General features: G+C 67.5%; 17 protein-coding genes, 2 tRNA genes and 1 other RNA gene. 8 read left to right on the plus strand and 12 right to left on the minus strand.

The window, feature by feature from the left end:
- Positions 1-105: 105 nt before the first annotated feature.
- The 3 genes from ettA to ABIN76_RS16770 all read right to left on the minus strand — a co-directional run bounded on the left by ettA (position 106) and on the right by ABIN76_RS16770 (position 2,901).
- Entirely contained in the window at positions 106-1,788 is a 1,683-nt protein-coding gene (ettA, locus tag ABIN76_RS16760) for an energy-dependent translational throttle protein EttA (protein ID WP_346960802.1), read from the minus strand.
- Positions 1,789-1,878: 90 nt separating this feature from the next.
- Positions 1,879-2,328 carry a DUF6993 domain-containing protein gene (locus ABIN76_RS16765; protein WP_346960803.1) on the minus strand — a complete coding sequence of 150 codons (450 nt, stop codon included), beginning with the start codon at positions 2,326-2,328 and terminating at the stop codon, positions 1,879-1,881.
- Positions 2,329-2,364: 36 nt separating this feature from the next.
- Entirely contained in the window at positions 2,365-2,901 is a 537-nt protein-coding gene (locus ABIN76_RS16770) for a single-stranded DNA-binding protein (protein ID WP_346960804.1), read from the minus strand.
- A gap of 224 nt (positions 2,902-3,125) precedes the next feature.
- Between ABIN76_RS16770 and ABIN76_RS16775 the strand changes: the two genes are divergently transcribed.
- Positions 3,126-3,198: transfer RNA gene (locus ABIN76_RS16775), tRNA-Arg, on the plus strand.
- A 61-nt stretch (positions 3,199-3,259) separates the two neighbouring features.
- Here the strand turns inward: ABIN76_RS16775 and ABIN76_RS16780 are convergent.
- Complete coding sequence (locus tag ABIN76_RS16780) at positions 3,260-4,276, minus strand: magnesium and cobalt transport protein CorA (RefSeq protein WP_346960805.1); 1,017 nt, start codon at positions 4,274-4,276, stop codon at positions 3,260-3,262.
- 236 nt (positions 4,277-4,512) lie between these two features.
- Between ABIN76_RS16780 and ABIN76_RS16785 the strand changes: the two genes are divergently transcribed.
- Positions 4,513-5,019: a lipopolysaccharide assembly protein LapA domain-containing protein gene (locus ABIN76_RS16785; RefSeq protein ID WP_346960806.1), complete on the plus strand. Its 507-nt coding sequence runs from the start codon at positions 4,513-4,515 to the stop codon at positions 5,017-5,019.
- Positions 5,020-5,085: 66 nt separating this feature from the next.
- Here ABIN76_RS16785 and map read toward each other — a convergent pair whose 3' ends face one another.
- Positions 5,086-5,853 carry a type I methionyl aminopeptidase gene (map, locus tag ABIN76_RS16790; protein ID WP_346960807.1) on the minus strand — a complete coding sequence of 256 codons (768 nt, stop codon included), beginning with the start codon at positions 5,851-5,853 and terminating at the stop codon, positions 5,086-5,088.
- 40 nt (positions 5,854-5,893) lie between these two features.
- Positions 5,894-7,459, minus strand: a complete 1,566-nt coding sequence (mptB, locus tag ABIN76_RS16795) for a polyprenol phosphomannose-dependent alpha 1,6 mannosyltransferase MptB (RefSeq protein WP_346960808.1) — start codon at positions 7,457-7,459, stop codon at positions 5,894-5,896.
- Positions 7,460-7,616: 157 nt separating this feature from the next.
- Here mptB and orn point away from each other — a divergent pair, with 157 nt between their 5' ends.
- The 4 genes from orn to def all read left to right on the plus strand — a co-directional run bounded on the left by orn (position 7,617) and on the right by def (position 10,348).
- Positions 7,617-8,252: an oligoribonuclease gene (gene orn, locus ABIN76_RS16800; RefSeq protein WP_346960809.1), complete on the plus strand. Its 636-nt coding sequence runs from the start codon at positions 7,617-7,619 to the stop codon at positions 8,250-8,252.
- A gap of 131 nt (positions 8,253-8,383) precedes the next feature.
- A tRNA-His gene (locus tag ABIN76_RS16805) sits at positions 8,384-8,456 on the plus strand.
- Positions 8,457-8,578: 122 nt separating this feature from the next.
- Positions 8,579-9,733 carry an acyl-CoA dehydrogenase family protein gene (locus ABIN76_RS16810; RefSeq protein ID WP_346960810.1) on the plus strand — a complete coding sequence of 385 codons (1,155 nt, stop codon included), beginning with the start codon at positions 8,579-8,581 and terminating at the stop codon, positions 9,731-9,733.
- A gap of 42 nt (positions 9,734-9,775) precedes the next feature.
- Entirely contained in the window at positions 9,776-10,348 is a 573-nt protein-coding gene (def, locus tag ABIN76_RS16815) for a peptide deformylase (protein ID WP_346960811.1), read from the plus strand.
- A gap of 15 nt (positions 10,349-10,363) precedes the next feature.
- On the opposite strand, the gene ABIN76_RS16820 is transcribed toward def, so the two are convergent.
- Complete coding sequence (locus tag ABIN76_RS16820; RefSeq protein ID WP_346960812.1) at positions 10,364-11,065, minus strand: alpha/beta hydrolase; 702 nt, start codon at positions 11,063-11,065, stop codon at positions 10,364-10,366.
- 41 nt (positions 11,066-11,106) lie between these two features.
- A complete protein-coding gene (gene ppk2 / locus ABIN76_RS16825; RefSeq protein ID WP_346960813.1) occupies positions 11,107-12,024 on the minus strand; it encodes a polyphosphate kinase 2 in 918 nt (305 codons plus the stop codon).
- Between the two features lie 171 nt (positions 12,025-12,195).
- Here ppk2 and ABIN76_RS16830 point away from each other — a divergent pair, with 171 nt between their 5' ends.
- Positions 12,196-13,164, plus strand: a complete 969-nt coding sequence (locus ABIN76_RS16830; protein ID WP_346960814.1) for a 1-phosphofructokinase family hexose kinase — start codon at positions 12,196-12,198, stop codon at positions 13,162-13,164.
- A gap of 674 nt (positions 13,165-13,838) precedes the next feature.
- On the opposite strand, the gene ABIN76_RS16835 is transcribed toward ABIN76_RS16830, so the two are convergent.
- The 3 genes from ABIN76_RS16835 to ABIN76_RS16845 form a co-directional block, all read right to left on the minus strand.
- Positions 13,839-14,663: an HNH endonuclease family protein gene (locus ABIN76_RS16835; protein ID WP_346960815.1), complete on the minus strand. Its 825-nt coding sequence runs from the start codon at positions 14,661-14,663 to the stop codon at positions 13,839-13,841.
- 171 nt (positions 14,664-14,834) lie between these two features.
- Entirely contained in the window at positions 14,835-15,044 is a 210-nt protein-coding gene (locus ABIN76_RS16840; RefSeq protein ID WP_175320883.1) for a hypothetical protein, read from the minus strand.
- Between the two features lie 68 nt (positions 15,045-15,112).
- A complete protein-coding gene (locus ABIN76_RS16845) occupies positions 15,113-16,606 on the minus strand; it encodes a glyceraldehyde-3-phosphate dehydrogenase (RefSeq protein WP_346960816.1) in 1,494 nt (497 codons plus the stop codon).
- Positions 16,607-16,878: 272 nt separating this feature from the next.
- Here ABIN76_RS16845 and ABIN76_RS16850 point away from each other — a divergent pair, with 272 nt between their 5' ends.
- Positions 16,879-17,031, plus strand: coding sequence for a hypothetical protein (locus ABIN76_RS16850; protein ID WP_346960817.1), 153 nt, complete (start codon positions 16,879-16,881; stop codon positions 17,029-17,031).
- 63 nt (positions 17,032-17,094) lie between these two features.
- On the opposite strand, the gene rnpB is transcribed toward ABIN76_RS16850, so the two are convergent.
- Positions 17,095-17,488: RNase P RNA component class A (gene rnpB / locus ABIN76_RS16855), an RNA gene on the minus strand.
- Between the last annotated feature and the right edge of the window lie 106 nt (positions 17,489-17,594).

The following is a 17,594-nucleotide window of genomic DNA, read 5'->3' on the forward strand; positions in this document are numbered from 1 at the left end:
ATTTACTACTAACCACCTAACCAACAGGTGTTGCAACGACCCCTAGAAAGCGCCCGCGGGGAACCGGCCTTCTCCATGCGCACCTGGCGGTCTGCCGCGCGGAACCTAGTCGCGGGTCAGGCGGCGATGCGTCACGCGGTGCGGCTTGGCCGCGTCGGGGCCGAGGCGCTCGATCTTGTTCTCCTCGTAGGATTCGAAGTTGCCCTCGAACCAGTACCACTTCGAGGGGTTCTCCTCGTCGCCTTCGTAGGCCAGGATGTGGGTGGCCACCCGGTCCAGGAACCAGCGGTCGTGCGAGACGACGACGGCGCAGCCCGGGAATTCGAGCAGGGCGTTTTCGAGGCTGCTGAGTGTCTCAACGTCCAAGTCGTTGGTCGGTTCGTCAAGGAGCAGCAAGTTGCCGCCCTGCTTGAGGGTCAGCGCCAGGTTAAGGCGGTTGCGCTCACCACCGGAGAGCACCCCGGCCTTCTTCTGCTGGTCCGGGCCTTTGAAGCCGAAGGCGGCGACATAGGCGCGGGACGGCATCTCGACCTGGCCGACCTGGATGAAATCGAGGCCGTCGGAAACGACCTCCCACAGGGTCTTGTTCGGGTCGATGCCGCCGCGGCTCTGGTCCGCGTAGGAGATCTTGACGGAATCGCCGATCTTCAGCTCGCCGCCGTCGAGGGGCTCCAGCCCCACGATGGTCTTGAACAGGGTGGTCTTGCCGACACCGTTCGGTCCGATGACGCCGACGATGCCGTTGCGCGGCAGCGTGAAGGACAGTCCGTCGATGAGGGTGCGGTCTTCGAAGCCCTTCTGCAGGTTTTTGGCCTCCAGGACCAGGCCGCCCAGGCGCGGTCCCGGCGGGATCTGGATCTCTTCGAAGTCAAGCTTGCGGGTGCGGTCCGCCTCGGCGGCCATTTCCTCGTAGCGTGCCAGACGGGCTTTGGACTTGGTTTGGCGGCCCTTGGCGTTAGAGCGGACCCACTCGAGTTCCTCGGAGAGGCGCTTGGCCTGCTTTGCGTCCTTCTTGCCCTGGACCTCCAGGCGGGCACGCTTCTTCTCGAGGTACGTGGAGTAGTTGCCCTCGTACGGGTACAGGTGGCCGCGGTCCACCTCGGCGATCCATTCGGCCACGTGGTCCAGGAAGTACCGGTCGTGGGTGACGGCGAGGACGGCGCCCGGGTAGGAGGAGAGGTGCTGTTCGAGCCACAGCACGCTCTCGGCGTCGAGGTGGTTGGTGGGCTCGTCGAGCAGCAGCAGGTCCGGCTTCTGCAGCAGGAGCTTGCAGAGGGCCACGCGGCGGCGCTCACCACCGGAGAGCAGTGTCACGTCGGCATCGGCGGGCGGGCAGCGCAGGGCGTCCATGGCCTGCTCGAGCTGGGAATCGAGATCCCAGGCGTCGGCGGCGTCGATGGCTTCCTGCAGCTGGCCCATCTCCTCGAGGAGGGCGTCGTAATCGGCGTCGGGGTTGGCCATTTCTTCGGAGATCTCGTTGAAGCGCTGGATCTTGCCGTAGATCTCGCCGACGCCTTCCTGGACGTTGCCCAGTACGGTCTTGTCCTCGTTCAACGGCGGTTCCTGCAGCAGGATGCCGACGGTGTAGCCGGGGCTCAGCCGGGCTTCGCCGTTGGAGGGAGTGTCCAGGCCGGCCATGATCTTGAGAATGGTGGACTTACCGGCACCATTCGGGCCAACAACACCAATCTTGGCCCCCGGGAAGAAGGACATGCTCACGTCGTCGAGGATAAGTTTTTCGCCAACGGCCTTACGGGCCTTGGTCATTGTGTAGATAAATTCCGCCATGCCTACAAATCTAGTGGCTTGGCGCGGATAACTCACATTCAGGGCCTGGCCAGCCGGCGGTCCAGGCGGCGGAATCCAGGGAGATGGCCGCTAGGCGGGCGAGCCCGCCAAACAGCGCCCGTCCGCCAGGACCGGCAGCACGACCACCGCCACGGAGCCACCCCGCACCTGGCCAACGACGCAGTCCCGGCCCTGCCGGACCGCGGCTTCCACGGCGTCGGCCTCCAGCCCCGTGGGTGTCCGGCTCGCCGTGACTTCGACGGCTCCCGGCGGGAAACCTGCTTCGGCGAGGGCCTGCCGAATGTTGCCGGTGCCCGGTTTGGCCTCCCGGGCGGCCGCTTGCGCCAGGGCCGCCTGCAGGCGCTCCGCGGTCCTGGACGTGCCAACGCCGGGCGTCCCGGCCGGGGCGGGAGCAGTGTGATCCGTAGCCGTTCCCGCGCTGCCGCCGGCGGGCGAACACGCCGACGTTACTGCCAGCAGCAGCGCCAGCCCGCCAAGGACGCGCAGGGGCGCCCGATGTTCCGTGCCAGTCCGCCTCACCCGGCAATTGTTCCACGCGGACGTCCGTCCCCGGTCTCAGGCGGCCGCCTCCTTCAGTTCGCCGGTCTCTTCGTCGAAGTCCAGCCCGTCGTCGGCGCCCGCGTCGCCCGCGTCGTCCGTGTCGTCCGTGTCCGGGTGATGGCCGCCGTCGTCGGGACCGTCGTGGCCGCCGTCCCTTCGTTCAGGAGCGGTGTCGTGGCCGGGCACCGGGCCGCCCCCGGACGTGCGCGTGAAATTCGCGGAGCCCCACATCAAGTCGTGGCCGACGGATTCCGCATCGATCTCCGCAGAGTGATAGATACGGCCGTCCTTTTCCCAGCTGCGCATCTTGAGCCGGCCGACCACGATGACCCGCTGGCCTTTCTTGATGCTGCAGCCCATGTTTCCGGCCAGCTGGCGGTAGCCCTGCACCGTGAACCAGTTGGTGTTTCCATCCACCCAGGCGTTCGCGGAGCGGTCAAAGCGCCGCTGGTTGGAGCCCATCCGGAAGGACGCGGTGGCGACGCCGCCCGGCGTCGTCGAGCTCCTGATCTCCGTGGCGACGAAGCCGCGGACCGTGATGCTGTCGTTCATTAGTCTGTCCTGTCTCGATTGGTCGTGCCCTAGCAGGCAGTTCCAGCTTCCGGCCAGCCCGGCCCGGCCGGCAGTGCGGGAATCCGCTATGTGGAAAACCAGGGCAACCAGCCGGGCGGGACCGAGAAAGCCGCGCCCTGCCGGGCTGCTCCTGAGCGGCAAGGTGCGCCGGGCACTGTAAACTTCTTGAGGCGTCGCCGGCAGCAGCCGGGCACGCCGAACGTGCCCCAGTAGCTCAGGGGATAGAGCAGCGGCCTTCTAATCCGCCGGTCGGGGGTTCGATTCCCTCCTGGGGCACAATTGGCGGCCCTGGTCGCGGGTCACCCGCCGCCAGGGCCGCACCCGCTGCCCCGTGCCTTCAAATCCACTTGTTGTGCCTGAAAGTCAGATAGAGGACCACTGCCATCAGCAGCATCAGCCCCAGGGCCATGGGATAGCCGAAGATCCAGTCCAGTTCCGGTATCAGGCGGAAGTTCATCCCGTAGATCGACGCGATCAGGGTCGGCGCGAAGAGGATGGCGGCCCAGGACGAAATCCGTTTGGTCTGTTCGTTCTGGGCGATACTTGATTCCGTCAGGAGCCGCATCTCATCGTTCTGCCGCTGGGCCACGAGGGCGGCGTTGACCGCGAGCGCGTTCTGCAGCAGTGCACGGAAGGCGGCGATCCGTTCACTCAGGCGCAGCACATGGTCCAGCACGTCGCGGAAATGATCCTGCAGTTCGGGACCGGGCACATGGTTGGGCCGGCCGGCCCGGAGCGCCTGGAGGATGCCCGTAAGCGGCGCCGTCGCCCGCTGGAACATGATCACCTGGCGGGAGAGCTCGTAGATCCGGCGGGAAACGCCCGGGTCGGCAGCGAAAAGCTCATCCTCGATCTCGTCCACGTCGTTCTCCAGACCGGCGGCCACGGGCTCGTACTCGTCTACCACCTGGTCCAGGATGGCGTACAGCACGGCGTCCGGCCCAAGGGCGAGGAACCCGGGCTGGGACTCCATCCGCCGCCGCACCCGCGCCAGGTCAGGGGATTCGGCATGCCGGACGGTGACCACGAAGTCGGGGCCTGTGAAGATGTGGATCTCGCCGAACTGGACCTTCTCCACTTCGTCCAGGTAACGGGCCGGACGCAGCACCAAAAAATGGGTGTCGCCGTAGTGTTCGAGCTTGGCGCGCTGATGGCCTGCGAGGGCGTCCTCCACCGCCAGATGGTTCAGGTCGAACTCCTCGGCCACCGAGCGCAGTTCCGCCGCGTCCGGACGGTAGAGCCCGATCCACGCCATGCCCTGTCGCTGCCGCAGCACGAAGTACGTCTCGTCCAGGTCCTCAGGGTCCGCAGTCCGGTACCCGTCCACATACACTGCGTTGTCGACGATCGTCACGGCTGTGCCTCCTCGGCTGAACCGCCCACTCCAGGCGCCCTTTGACTGTGACGCTATACCGTCCCCCGCCCGCTGCCAACGGGCCGCCAGGTGCGGTGTCCGGAACTGAGGATTAGGCCACAACCCGCCATCACCAGGTGCCTCCGTCCGCCATAAGCACCCTTACTATTAAGGTGACAGACGGGCCGCCAGGGAAAGCCTGCACGGCCCGCCCGCAACCGAAAGGCACGGCAGCCATGACCCAGACACCACGCGGATTCGATCCCCAGGATCCCAACGACGCCCTGCCCGCGCAGTACCCCTCGGCGGGCGTCCCTTCCGGGCCCGTCGAGGAGGGCTACCCCGACGCCGGCCCGGCGAGCGGCACCGGCCTGGCTACCGGGGCTCCGGCGGACGCCGTCGCAGCCCCGGTCAGGGAAACCTCCGGCACCGCAGCCCCCACACCCGCGCCCGCCGCGGAACCCCGCCAGGTGACCCGCGCGGGTATGGTGTGGGCGGCCGTCGCCAGCGCCCTGGTGGTGCTGGTCCTGCTCATTGTCTTTATCCTGCAGAACCAGGTCTACGTTCAGGTGAAGTACTTCGGCCTCGAAGGGGCGGTCCCGCTCGGCGTCGCGCTTTTCATCGCCGCGGTCGGCGGCGGCATCCTGGTGGCCATCGCCGGAGCGGCGCGCATCATCCAGTTGCGTCTCGCCGCACACCGCCAGCGCGCCCGGCTCGCCGGCCAGGCGCCACGCACCCGCTGATCCGAACGACGCCGAACGACGCCGGGCCGCCAGGTTGCCAGGGCGGCCCGGCGACGCCCGGCGGCCCTAGGGCAGTGTCAGGATGACCGGCCCGTCCGCGGTGATCGCCACGGTGTGCTCGCTGTGCGCCGCCCGGCGTCCGTTGGCCGAGCGGAGGGTCCACTCGTCAGCGTCGTGGTAGTAGTCGTCCTTGCCGCCGAGGATCAGCATGGGCTCGATCGCGATGACGAGCCCTTCGGTCAGTTTGATGCCGCGGCCCGGCCTGCCGTCGTTCGGGACGTGCGGCTCTGCGTGCATGGTTTTGCCGATGCCGTGGCCGCCGTGGTCGGCGAGCAGCCCGTAGCCTGCCCGGCGGGCGGGCCCGCCGATCGCGTACGCGACGTCGCCCATCTTGTTGCCGATCCGTGCCGCCTCGATGCCGCGGGCCAGGGCGTCGTCGGTGGCATCGATCAGCGCCTGGTCCACCGGGTCCGCGGTCCCCACGATGAAGCTGACCGCGGCGTCGCCGCACCAGCCCGCCAGGAAGGCGCCGCAGTCCACGCTCAGCAGGTCGCCGTCGGCCAGGCGGTAGTCGTTCGGGATGCCGTGCACCACCGCGTCGTTGACGGACGTGCAGATCACGCCGGGGAAGGGCACCGAGGCCCACCGGGGATGGTAGTCCAGGAACGCGGGGGTGGCGCCCGCTTCGGCAATCACCGTAGCTGCCTCGGCGTCGAGTTCCTTGAGGGAGACGCCGACGGCGGCAACCTCGCGCACCCGCGCCAGCGCGTTCGCGACCACGCGCCCGGCCTCGCGCATCAGGGCGATCTCTTCGGGAGTCTTGATCATGGACACGGGGCTTCCTTCCGACGCGGGGGCAGGTGGCTGCCGACGCTTAGATGACGGGCCGGGTGGTGACCGGTTCCGACGGTTTGCTGAACAACTGCTTGGTCTTCGGATCGAGGAAGATCAGGTACAGGGCGAACAGCAACGCGATGATGGCGGCGGCGTTGCGGGCCAGCGCGAGGGCGAGGCCAAGGTCCTCGGTCTGCAGGTAGGGGAAGACCTCGAGCTGGTCCGAAATGGCGTAGACCATAAAGAAGGACACCATGAAGTACACGGCCTTGACCTGCCAGTCGTCCCGGATGCCGGTGACCGCAAACAGCGGGATCAGCCAGACGACGTACCAGGACTGGATCATGGGCGCCAGGAAGACGACGGCGGCGAACGCCAGCGTGAGCCGGCGCATCAGGCGGTCGTAGTCCCCGCGGAAGATTTGCCAGCCGACGATCCCGAGCGCCAGCAGTTTCCCGGCGTCGTACACCCATTTGGCCAACCCCCAGCCGTCCAGGCCGAAGGCGTTGAAGATCGAGGCGACAATCAGCCCCAGCAGGCCTACCGGCGCGTACCAGATCCAGATGCTGCCCGGGGCGGAGAGCCCGTTGATCCAGCCGAAACCGAATCCGTTGACCAGGCTCATGGCGTAGAGCAAGGCCAGGCTGATGCCGGCGGTGAGCGCCCAGAAGACGAATTTGCGTGGCCAGCCGGCGTTCTTGCCCGCCCACAGCAGGCCGATGAACGGCAGGAACACGATCGTGATGGGTTTGACCGAAATGGACAGTGTGACCAGCACCAGGCCAAGCAGCACCCGCCTGGTGGCGCAGTAGTAGAGTCCTGCGAGGGCCAGGCCGAGCATCAGCGCGTCGTTGTGCACGCTGGCGATGAAGTTGGTCAGGAACAACGGGTTCGCCGCGGTGAGCCAGAGGGCCCGGTGCGGGTTGACGCCGTGGAGCTCGGCCAGTTTGGGCACGTAGATTACGCAGAGCACAATGCCGACCAGGGCGGCGAGCCGGAAGAGCATGATGCTGGCTTCCGGGTGCACGTTCGTTGACCAGACAACGAACTGCTCGATCCAGAGGAACAGCTGCCCGTACGGCACCGGGGCCTCGGTCCACATCTTGTCCGCGCCCAGCTGGAAGTAATTAGACAGCGCCGAGATGCCGTTCTCGTACGGGTTGAAACCCTCCACCATCAGGCGGCCCTGGCCGATATAGGCGTAGACGTCGCGGCTGAACAGGGGCACGGAGAACATCATCGGCAGCCCCCACGCCGCCACCGCCAGCAGGGTGGCCCTGCGGGCGCCGGCGCCCCATGTGCGCACCCGCTGCCCCAGCCGGAGCCAGGCGCGGACCAGCAGCATACCGCCGACGGCCAGGAGCACAATACTCAGCCCCACACCTACGGCTTCCGTCCGCATCCAGATGAACAGGGGCAGGCGCCGCAGTTCGGAGACCGGGGCCAGCCAGCCGACGCCGAGCGAACCGACCGCCATGAACATGGACCCGACGAACCCGGCAAGGATCGGCGACTTCGCGTTGTCCACATCCGCAACCACCGCTTTGGGGGCCTGGCGGGACGTACCGGCAGCCGTTTCCCCCGCCGCAGGTACAGGCGCCGTCATCTCAGGATTGTCCAATCTGTTGTGGGGCTGGTTCGGCCCGCAACAGGCCGGGCAGCCGGCCATGAGGGCACGCCGCGATGACGAAAATCTTCGACGGCCGCGTACCAAAATCCTAGCACCGGACCGCTCAGCGGCGGCGGAACGGTAGGCTGGGCGGGTGCCTATATCTAATGAACGCATCGTGTGGATCGACTGCGAAATGACCGGCCTGGACTCCAAGAACGACGCCCTCATCGAAGTGGCGGCCCTGGTGACGGACTCGGAACTGAACATCCTCGGCGACGGCGTCGACGTCGTCATCAAACCGGACGACGCCGCGCTGGCCCAAATGAACGACTTCGTCCGCGACATGCACACCCGGTCCGGGCTGCTGGCCGAGCTCCCCCACGGCAAGACCATGGCCGAAGCCCAGGACGTCGTGCTTGAGTACATCAAGAAGTGGGTGCCGGATCCGAAGAAGGCGCCGCTGGGCGGCAACTCGGTCGGCACCGACCGCGTGTTCTTGGTCCGCGACATGCCGGAGCTGGTGGAACACCTGCACTACCGCGTGATCGATGTCAGCACCATCAAGGAACTCTCTCGGCGCTGGTACGCCCGGGCGTACTTCCAGTCGCCCGCCAAGCTCGGCGGCCACCGAGCCCTGGGCGACATCAAGGATTCGATCGACGAGCTCCGCTACTACCGGGAGGCGGTCTTTGTGCCCGCACCGGGTCCGGACAGCGCCACGGCGCAGCGGATCGCGAAGTCGATCATGGCCCCCGCCGACGCTCCGGCAGCAGCACCCGCGGAGTAATCTCCACCACGTTTGGGGAAAATTTCGTCGAATTCGACGAAAGTGGCAAAACCACCCCCGAACAGCAGGTAAGCTATTTGTCGTTGCCTTTTCAGCCAGCCGGTTCGCCGGAAGGCATGGCGGGGCACATGGTGGGCGTAGCTCAGTTGGCAGAGCGCCTGGTTGTGGTCCAGGAGGTCGCGGGTTCAACCCCCGTCGCTCACCCTCACAAAGGACGGCAGAATTGTCCGACCTTTTCCAAAGGCCGCACCGGATATCCGGTGCGGCCTTTGTTGTCTGTCCAGTTCTGCCTGTCCAGTTGTTGTCCGTGCGTGGAAGGAACCGCGATGAAGCGCCAGCTCTTTGAAGAAGACCACGAGATGTTCCGTGAGATGGCTGCGGAGTTCAACGCGCGGGCGGTGGCCCCGCACTACGGCCAGTGGGACCAGGACCACATGATGCCCCGTTCGCTCTGGACCGCGGCTGGCGAGCAGGGCCTGCTGGGGCTCGCGGTTCCCGAAGAGTTCGGCGGCATGGGCATGGCCGACTACCGCTTCCGGGCCGTGCTGGACGAGGAATTCGCCAAAAGCAACCACCTGGCCGTGGGCCTGGCCTTCCACCTGCACGATGACATGGTCCTCCCCCACCTGCTGGCCTACGGCTCGGACGACCTCAAAGCGCGCTGGCTTCCCGGCATGGTCTCCGGCGAGACGGTCACCTCGGTCGCCTGGACCGAACCGGGCGCCGGTTCGGACCTGCGCGGCATCCGCACCAAGGCCGTCCGCGACGGCGATGACTGGCTGATCACCGGCCAGAAGACCTTTATCGGCAACGGCATCTCCGGCGACGCATCCCTGGTCCTGGCCCGCACCGACGGCAGCGCCGGCCGCGGCGGCCGCGACTCCTTCTCCCTCTTTATGGTGCGCAAGTCCGAGGGTTACAACACCGGCAACCAGCTGGACAAGATGGGGCTGAAAGCCTCGGACACCGCCGAGCTGTTCTTCGACAATGTCCGGGTGCCGCACGCTGACCTTGTCGGCGAGGAAGGCAAGGGCCTGCAGTACGCCGCCGAGCAGCTCCCCCAGGGCCGGCTCGCGATCGCCGTGGCGAGCTCCGCCGTCGTGCGCGCCGTTTATGAGGCGACCGTGGCGTACACAAAGGACCGCAACGCGTTCGGCGAGCGGATCATCGATTTCCAGCACAGCCGCTTCGAACTGGCCGACATCCTCACCGAGGTCGAGGTCACCGAAACCTACGTAGACCGGGCCATCCAGGCGTTCAACGCGGGCGAGCTGGACGCCGCCGCGGCGGCCCGGGCCAAGCTGTGGGCCTCGGAGCGCGCCAAGTCCGTTACCGACCGGTGCCTGCAGCTGCACGGCGGGTACGGCTACATCCTGGAGTACCCGGTGGCGCAGGCGTACCTCGCCGCCCGGCTGCTGACCATCTTCGGCGGCACGAACGAAATCATGCGCGACGTCGTCGGCCGCACCATCGCCGGCTGAGCCTCGCCGCAGCAACCCCCAGTACCAAAGGAACCCGCCGACATGACAGTCCTGCCCATCACGATCTGGGGCGAACCCGTGCTGCACCGCCGGGCCGCCGAGGTCGAAGTCTTCGACGACGAACTCCGCACCCTGATCGCGGACATGTTCGAGACCAACGACGCCGCCAACGGCGTCGGACTCGCCGCGCCCCAGGTCGGTGTGGGCAAGCGGCTCTTTGTCTACAAATACGTTAACGACGACGGCGCCCCGCCGGCCGGCGTCGTCGTCAACCCGGTGTTGACCCTCTCGAAGGTCTCCGGGGCGCTGCCGGACCCGGACGAGGAAGAGGAAGGCTGCCTGTCCTTCCCGGGCGGCCAGTATCCGCTCAAGCGCGCCGAGTGGGCCCGCGTGCAGGGCTTCGACGGGGACGGCAAGCCGGTTGAATTCGAGGCGACGGGCTGGTTCGCCCGGGTGATCCAGCACGAATACGATCACCTGGACGGCAAGCTATACGTCAACCGGCTGATCGACCGCTACGCCCGCAAGGCGATGAAGCAGGCCAAGAAGAACGGCTGGGGCGTCCCCGGACTGACGTGGATGCCGGGCGTGGACCCGGATCCGTTCGGCCACTGAGGACCCGCCGCGGAGTTAGACCCGGTCGACGGCTGCCAGGATGGCGGCACCCAGCTCGGCCGGTTTGGTGAACTGGGGCCAGTGGCCGGTGGGCAGGTCCACGTAGTCCACGTCCCGGATCCGTGCCAGCTCCGCCACGTACGGGTGGCCCCCGGCGATCATTTCCCGCAGCATCGAGGACGGGAATTCGCAAGCGATCACAGTGGCCGGGACCTCGAAACGGCGTTCGTCCTTGAGGTGCTGCGGGTCCTGGGCCACGCCGCGGGGCTGCGGGATGGCGCGGGAGCGGAACATGGCGCGCAGCTCGTCGGTCATGTCGGTGAGGTCCGCGTCTTCGAAGAGTTCCCATGGCGGCAAGGGCACGTCGTCGCCGTCCGCCGGGAGCTCATCGTTGATGACACCACCGTCGGCGAGAGGTCCGCTGTCCACGTAGATGGCCCGGGCCACCCGGTCCGGCCGGGCATCGACGGCGCCGTGGATGATGGCTCCGCCGCCGGAGTGGCCCACCAGTACCACCGGCGCGTCGAAGGAATCGATCTTTGCGACGACGGCGTCGATGTGGGTGCGCAGGCCGATGCCGGCGCGCGGCGCCACTGCCGATTCGAGGCCCGGCAGCGTCAACGGGTGCACCCTATGTCCGGCCGCGGTGAGCGGCGGGGTGACGCCCTCCCATGACGAGGCGTCCAACCAGAACCCGGGTACCAGGATGATGTCCATGCCGGTACCCTACAGTTCGAGTACCGGCTCCACCACCTGCCCTAATCCTCCGCCGGCTTCTGCAGCAGCGCGGCGTGGTCCGGCACGTAGCGGAACAGGTCCCGCGGCGGCCGCGTGTAGTTGACGGCGCGCGGCCGTTCCGGCAGGGTCACCGGCTCCGTCCTGACTTCGGTGTAGTCGATGCTGGAGAGCAGGTGGGCAATCATGTTGATCCGGGCCCGGCGCTTGTCTTCCGCCTCGACGACAAACCAGGGCGACTCGGCGGTATCGGTCTGCATGAACATGTCGTCTTTGGCCCGCGAGTAGTCCTCCCAGCGCAGGATCGCCTCCCGGTCCATCGGTGAGAGTTTCCACTGCCGGAGCGGGTCCTCCAGCCGCGACTTGAAACGCCGTTCTTGTTCCGCGTGGCTGATCGAGAACCAGTACTTGAACAGCAGGATGCCATCTTGGATCAGCAGTCGCTCAAAGACCGGGCACTGGGCCATAAAGCGCTTGTGTTCCGCGGGCGTGCAGAACCCCATGACCCGTTCGACGCCGGCACGGTTGTACCAGGACCGGTCCATCAGGACGATCTCCCCCGCCGCCGGGAGGTGTTCCACGTAGCGCTGGAAATACCATTCGCCGCGTTCCCGTTCGGTCGGGGCCGGCAACGCGACGATGCGGGCGACGCGCGGGTTCAGGTACTCGGTGACGCGTTTGATGGCGCTGCCCTTGCCGGCGGCGTCGCGTCCCTCGAAGATCACCAGCACGCGCGCACCGGTGCTGCGGACCCATTCCTGCAACGCGACCAGCTCCGCCTGCAGCCGGGCGAGTTCGGCTTCATAGACGCCGAGCGGCAACCGCCCCGCTGCCTGCTCCCCTGACGCCTTCCGGCGCGCCAGGGCCTTTCCAGAGCCAGTCTTGCCGGCGCCAGTCTTGCCGGTGCCGCCCTTGCCGGCCCCGCTCTTGCCATGTGCCATGGTCCCCGCTCCAGTCGTCGCGGCGGATGGGCCGACGCCGGCCGACGCCGTATCCTGCCGCCCGTGCGGGCGCCCTGTCCTGCCGCGCCCATTCTTGCCGAGCGCTTGAGGGCCCACAAGGGGACGTCGGCCCGGGGACACCGGCATCCCGGCGCTCCTATGCTTGGGCTCATGGAAGCCACCCCGCCGGCGCCGGCGCAGCCCATCCTCACCGTCACCGTGAACCCCGCCCTGGATGTCAGCACCACAACCGAGCTGGTGACCAGCGGCCACAAACTGCGCTGCGGCCCCAGCCGGCTGGATCCGGGCGGCGGCGGCGTGAACGTGGCACGGGTCATCCAGCGGCTCGGCGGGCGCCCGCTGGCCGTCTACACCGCGGGCGGCCCCACGGGCGAGGCTTACCGACGGCTGATCGAGGCCGAGCGGCTTCCCACCCTGGTAGTCCCCATCCAGGGCAGCACGCGGCAGGACTTTACGGTCGATGAGACGTCCACCGGGAAGCAGTTCCGCTTTGTGCTGCAGGGTCCGGAATTGAGTGAGCCCGAATGGCGGCTGTGCCTGGCCCTCGTGGCTGACTCTATCCAGCCGGGCGGCTACGTGGTGGCCAGCGGCAGCCTACCGCCGGGGGTACCGGACAACTTTTACGCGGAGGTGGCCCGGCTGGCCCGGGAGCAGAATGCGCGCTGCGTGGTGGATGCCTCCGGGCCAGCCCTGGCCGCTGCCCTGTCCGAGGGCGTGTTCCTGGTCAAACCCAGCCGGAGGGAACTCGGGCTGCACTTCGGCACCACGCTGGACAGCGAACAAAGCGAGCTCGACGCCGCCATGGCGCTGGTATCCGACGGATCCGCCGAACATGTGGCCCTGACCCTGGGCGGGCAGGGAGCTGTCCTCGCCTCGAAGGACGGCACGCTCCGGCTGGCCGTGCCGCAGGTGCAGGTGCAAAGCACCGTGGGTGCCGGTGACAGTTTCCTGGCAGCCTTCGTGCTCCGGCTGGCGCAGGGGCGCACGCTGGCCGACGCGTTCCGCTCGGCCGTCGCTGCCGGAAGCGCCACGGTCACGACGCACGCCACCGAACTGTGCCACCGGGTCGACGTCGAGCGGCTGGAAGCTGAACTCGCCCAACAGGCGCTCGGGGCTTAGCCAGGAAACCTGCGCACCGCTGGCATGATGTCCGCATGGGGGAAACCAGAACACGCTCAAATCCGAAGCCGCGCAGTTTCAAGGAGCCATCCGGCAGGGTGGTGTCGCTGCTGGTCTGGGCCGGCAGCGCCACCGCCGTCGGCTGGCTGTTGCTCGCGGGCAGGGGCGGTGCCGCCACAGCGGCCGCGCCCTGGCTGGCTGCAGCGTCGCTGCTGGTCTACCTGACGCAGTGGCAGCCGCGGCTGATCATCGGAGCCGACAGGTTTGACGTGGTGAACGGCCTCCGCCGGCACCGGATCCCATTCACCGCGGTAGACGACGTCGAGGTCCGGCACACCGTGACGGTGAACGCCGCCGGGAAGCGGTACGTCAGCTGGGGCGCCCCGACGCCGCCGAGCGCCTTTGGGGCCGGGTTCCAGCACGCCCGCGACTGGAAGCAACGCCCCTTCGGGATGCTTCCGGCCAATGAGCGCATGGCGCGGTCGTCGACGCCGGGCGGACGGGATGCGATTGTCAGGGCCTGGCAGGATGCCCGGCCGGCCAAGGGGGACGCGGGCCAAAGTTCGGCCGACCGCGTGGTCGTCTCCGAGTGGAACATCCCGCTACTGCTTCTCGTGGTGCTCCTCGCCGGCTGGTGCCTGGTCTCGGTGCTCTTCTGCCGGATCCGGCCCGCGTCAGCGTGCCCCCGGCTCCGCGGACCCCGTCAGCGGCACGATCGTCCGCTGCCCCGGACAGCCACCGAGGACCCGCTTCATCGCATCCTTTTCGGCCGGCGTCACCCAGAGCCCGTAGGCGGCTTTGACCGAAATTTGCCGGGCCACGTAGTGGCAGCGGAACGCCTTGTTCGGCGGCAGCCAGGTGGCGGCGTCGGAGGCACTCTTGTCCTGGTTGGCCTGGCCGTCGACGGCGATCAGGTTCAGCGGATCGTTGGCGAGGTGCTGGCGCTGCACGGCGGTCAGCTGCTGCGCCCCCTTCTGCCAGGCGTCGCCCAGCGCCACCACGTGGTCGATCTGCACCGCTTTGCTGGACCCAGCGCCACGCTGGAAGGCGATGGTCTGCCCGGTGTAGGGCTCCTGGAAGGTTCCGGCGCCGATCCGGCAGCGGGAACCTTCGGTGAACCGGGCGTTGGCGAGGTCGCGGCGGAGGATGTCGTTGCGGGTGTCGCAGCCGTTGCGGTCGACGTCGAGCCAGGCCTGGCCAAAGGCGGTGCGGTTGTAGTTGCTGCCGGCTGCCCGGCCTTTGACCGGCAGCGACTCCAAGGCGTCCGCGGCGCTTCCCGGCGGCACGGCGCGCACCGGGTTGACGGGTCTCATCCAGCCCGCCGCGAACACGGGAGCCTCGCGGGGTCCGTTGGTCTGCGGTGCGGCCAAGGCGAACTGGCCCACGGTGAAAAACCAGCCCAGACCGCCCGCGACGGCAAGCAACGCAGTGGCCAGCAGGGCCCACGCCTGCCGGGACCGTCGTCGGGTTCGCCGAAAGTCGTTCCAGGTGACGCTCACGGAAGCGCCAGGGATCGGTGGGGTTGCTGCACCCCGCCAGCCTAGGCGGCCGCGCCGACGTCGGGTCGGTTGTCCACAGTGTGCAGGACAAGTCCCGCACCCTGGTGCGTGGCTGCCGGCGGTTCAGGGCCGTGCGTTCAGCTGGGGCCAGGTGCAGTCCGCGCCGTGCCGCTACTGCTCCTTGGTGACCCGGCGGAGGTCCTCCTCGGCGAGATTCAGCAGCGCTTCAAGCTGGCTGACGCGCGCGTCGTCGATCTCGCCGGCCTCGCGTTTGGCGCGGGCGTCGTCGAGGAGGCGCTTGGCTTCCTTGGCGTTCCGCCGGGCGACGTCGAGGGCATGTTCCAGGGTGGTTTCGTGCTCCACAGCCGAGTTCTGTTCCATGGCTCCATTGTGGTGCCCTTTCCCGGCCGATTCCAGAGACCCGGCCGGGAAAGGTCGCCAGTCCGGAGCTATCCCACCTCGACCGGCAGGCCGGCAGCCTCGAGGGTGGCGGCAGCGTCCTTGGCCGGGAACGACGGCGGGTTCACGCCGGCCATTTCCTCCATCACTCGGACCACCTGGCAGCTGTAACCGAATTCATTGTCGTACCAGACGTAGAGGACCAGGTTCTTGTCGTTGCTGATGGTGGCCAGTCCGTCGACGATGCCGGCGCGGCGCGAACCCACGAAGTCGGTGGAGACAACCTCGGGCGAATCGATGTAGTCCACCTGCTTGCGGAGTTCCGAGTGCAGCGACATCTCGCGCAGGTAATCGTTGACCTCGTCCTTGGTGGTGCCGTTTTCCAGGCTCAGGTTCAGGATGGCCAGGGACACGTCCGGGGTGGGGACGCGGATGGAGCTGCCGGTCAGTTTGCCGAGGAGCTCGGGCAGCGCCTTGGCGACTGCCTTGGCGGCACCGGTTTCGGTGATGACCATGTTCAGCGCGGCGGAGCGGCCGCGGCGGTCACCCTTGTGGAAGTTGTCGATCAGGTTCTGGTCGTTGGTGAAGGAGTGCACCGTCTCGACGTGGCCGTGCACGACGCCGTAGCGGTCGTTGATGGCCTTCAGGACCGGCGTGATGGCGTTGGTGGTGCAGGACGCCGCGGAGACGATCTTGTCCGAGTCCGTGATGCTGGCGTGGTTGATGCCGTGCACGATGTTCTTCAGCTCGCCCTTGCCCGGGGCGGTCAGGAGAACGCGGGAGACGCCCTTGCTCTGCAGGTGCTGGGAGAGGCCTTCGGCGTCGCGCCAGCGGCCGGTGTTGTCCACGACCAGGGCGTCGTGGATGCCGTAGGCGGTGTAGTCCACGGTGGCCGGGTTGTCCGAGTAGATGACCTGGATCTGGACGCCGTTGGCGGTGATGGTGTCGTTGTCGAGGTCCACCTTGATGGTGCCTTCGAAGGAGCCGTGCACCGAGTCGCGGCGCAGCAGGCTGGCGCGCTTGGTGAGGTCGTTGTCCGAGCCGCGGCGCACCACAATCGCGCGCAGGCGCAGGCCGTGGCCGCCGCCGGCCTTCTCGATCAGGAGGCGGGCCAGGAGCCGGCCGATGCGGCCAAAGCCGTAGAGGACGACGTCGGTGCTGGTGCGGTCGTCGCCGCCGCGCTTGCCGACAACTTCGGCCAGCTCCTCGCGCAGGAAGTCGTCCAGGCTGACGCCGTCGCCTTCTGCACGGTACTTCTCCGTCAGGCGGGCAATGTCGATGGCTGCCGCCCCGAGGTCCAGCTTAGTGAGGGCGTCCAGCAGGGGCGCGGTCTCTTCGAGGCGCAGCTCTTCCTTGCTCATCCGGCGGGCGAAGCGGTGCGCCTTCAGGATGTTCATGGTGGACTTGTTGATCAGGCTCCGGCCGTGGATTGACGTCACCACGTTGTTTTCGCGGTACAGCCGGCCGATCACCGGGATCATGGCCTCGGCGAGCGCCTCCCGGCCCATCCACGTATCAAGACAAGAATCTGACGTCTGGCTCACAGAACTACCTTCCTAAAATCCACCACATACGTCCTCGTATGCGGAAGTCGGTTCCCGGCGGGTTTCCGGAACCTGGACGCGGCGGGGATTCGGTCCACCCCGTGCGCCTGCTTGGAGCGCAAAGAAAAAGCCACCGGCTGCGAACGCAGACCCGGTGGCAGAACATCTACGTTCGCTATCCAGTCTAAAGCGGCGGCCCGGTCGCCGGGGGCCGGGGACGGCGTGAAATCACTCACACGCGGCCAGAGCACCCCGTGTCGTAGGATGTCCGGATGGGACTCATCGTTGCACTACTTGTCATCTGGCTCATTCTCTCGATCCTCGGCTTCGTCGTGAAGGGCCTGCTGTGGCTGGCCGTCATCGGCCTCGCCCTGTTTGTCGCCACGGCGGCATGGGGCTGGGTGAAGCGGAAGGCCAAGGCCTGATCCGAAACCTACGAAGTAAACGAGGGGGCTGGCACCATACGGTGCCGGCCCCTTTTGTGTGAGTGGATGGGTTGACCGATACGCCGGGTTCTGTGTTCCCGCGCTGTTACCGGCGCGGGAGTAGCGGCCATCCATCTACGGACGCCGTTGCCGACGCCCTCCAGCGGCCTACCCGGACACTCGGGCGGGCAGCCCTCAAACGTGTCCTGTCTGGCCTTGCTCCGGGTGGGGTTTACCTAGCCTTCCCGGTCACCCGGGAAGCTGGTGGTCTCTTACACCGCCGTTTCACCCTTACCTGCTCCCCGAGCCGTGCGGACACGGCCCTGGGCCAGGCGGTCTATTCTCTGTGGCACTGGCCTGCGGGTTACCCCGAGTGGGCGTTACCCACCACCCTGCCCTGCGGAGCCCGGACGTTCCTCGAGCCACTTGCGTGACGCGCGGCCGCCTGGTCAACCCATCCGCTGTTCATTCTACGGTCTCCCCCGGCAGCCGGGGCACCGGCGCCTTTTTACCGCGTCGGTGGGAGAATGAAAACAGTAACCCCGCCATGCAAGGAAGCGATT

Origin of the sequence: uncultured Arthrobacter sp., from assembly GCF_964021775.1 — a bacterium.
Classification (GTDB): domain Bacteria; phylum Actinomycetota; class Actinomycetes; order Actinomycetales; family Micrococcaceae; genus Arthrobacter.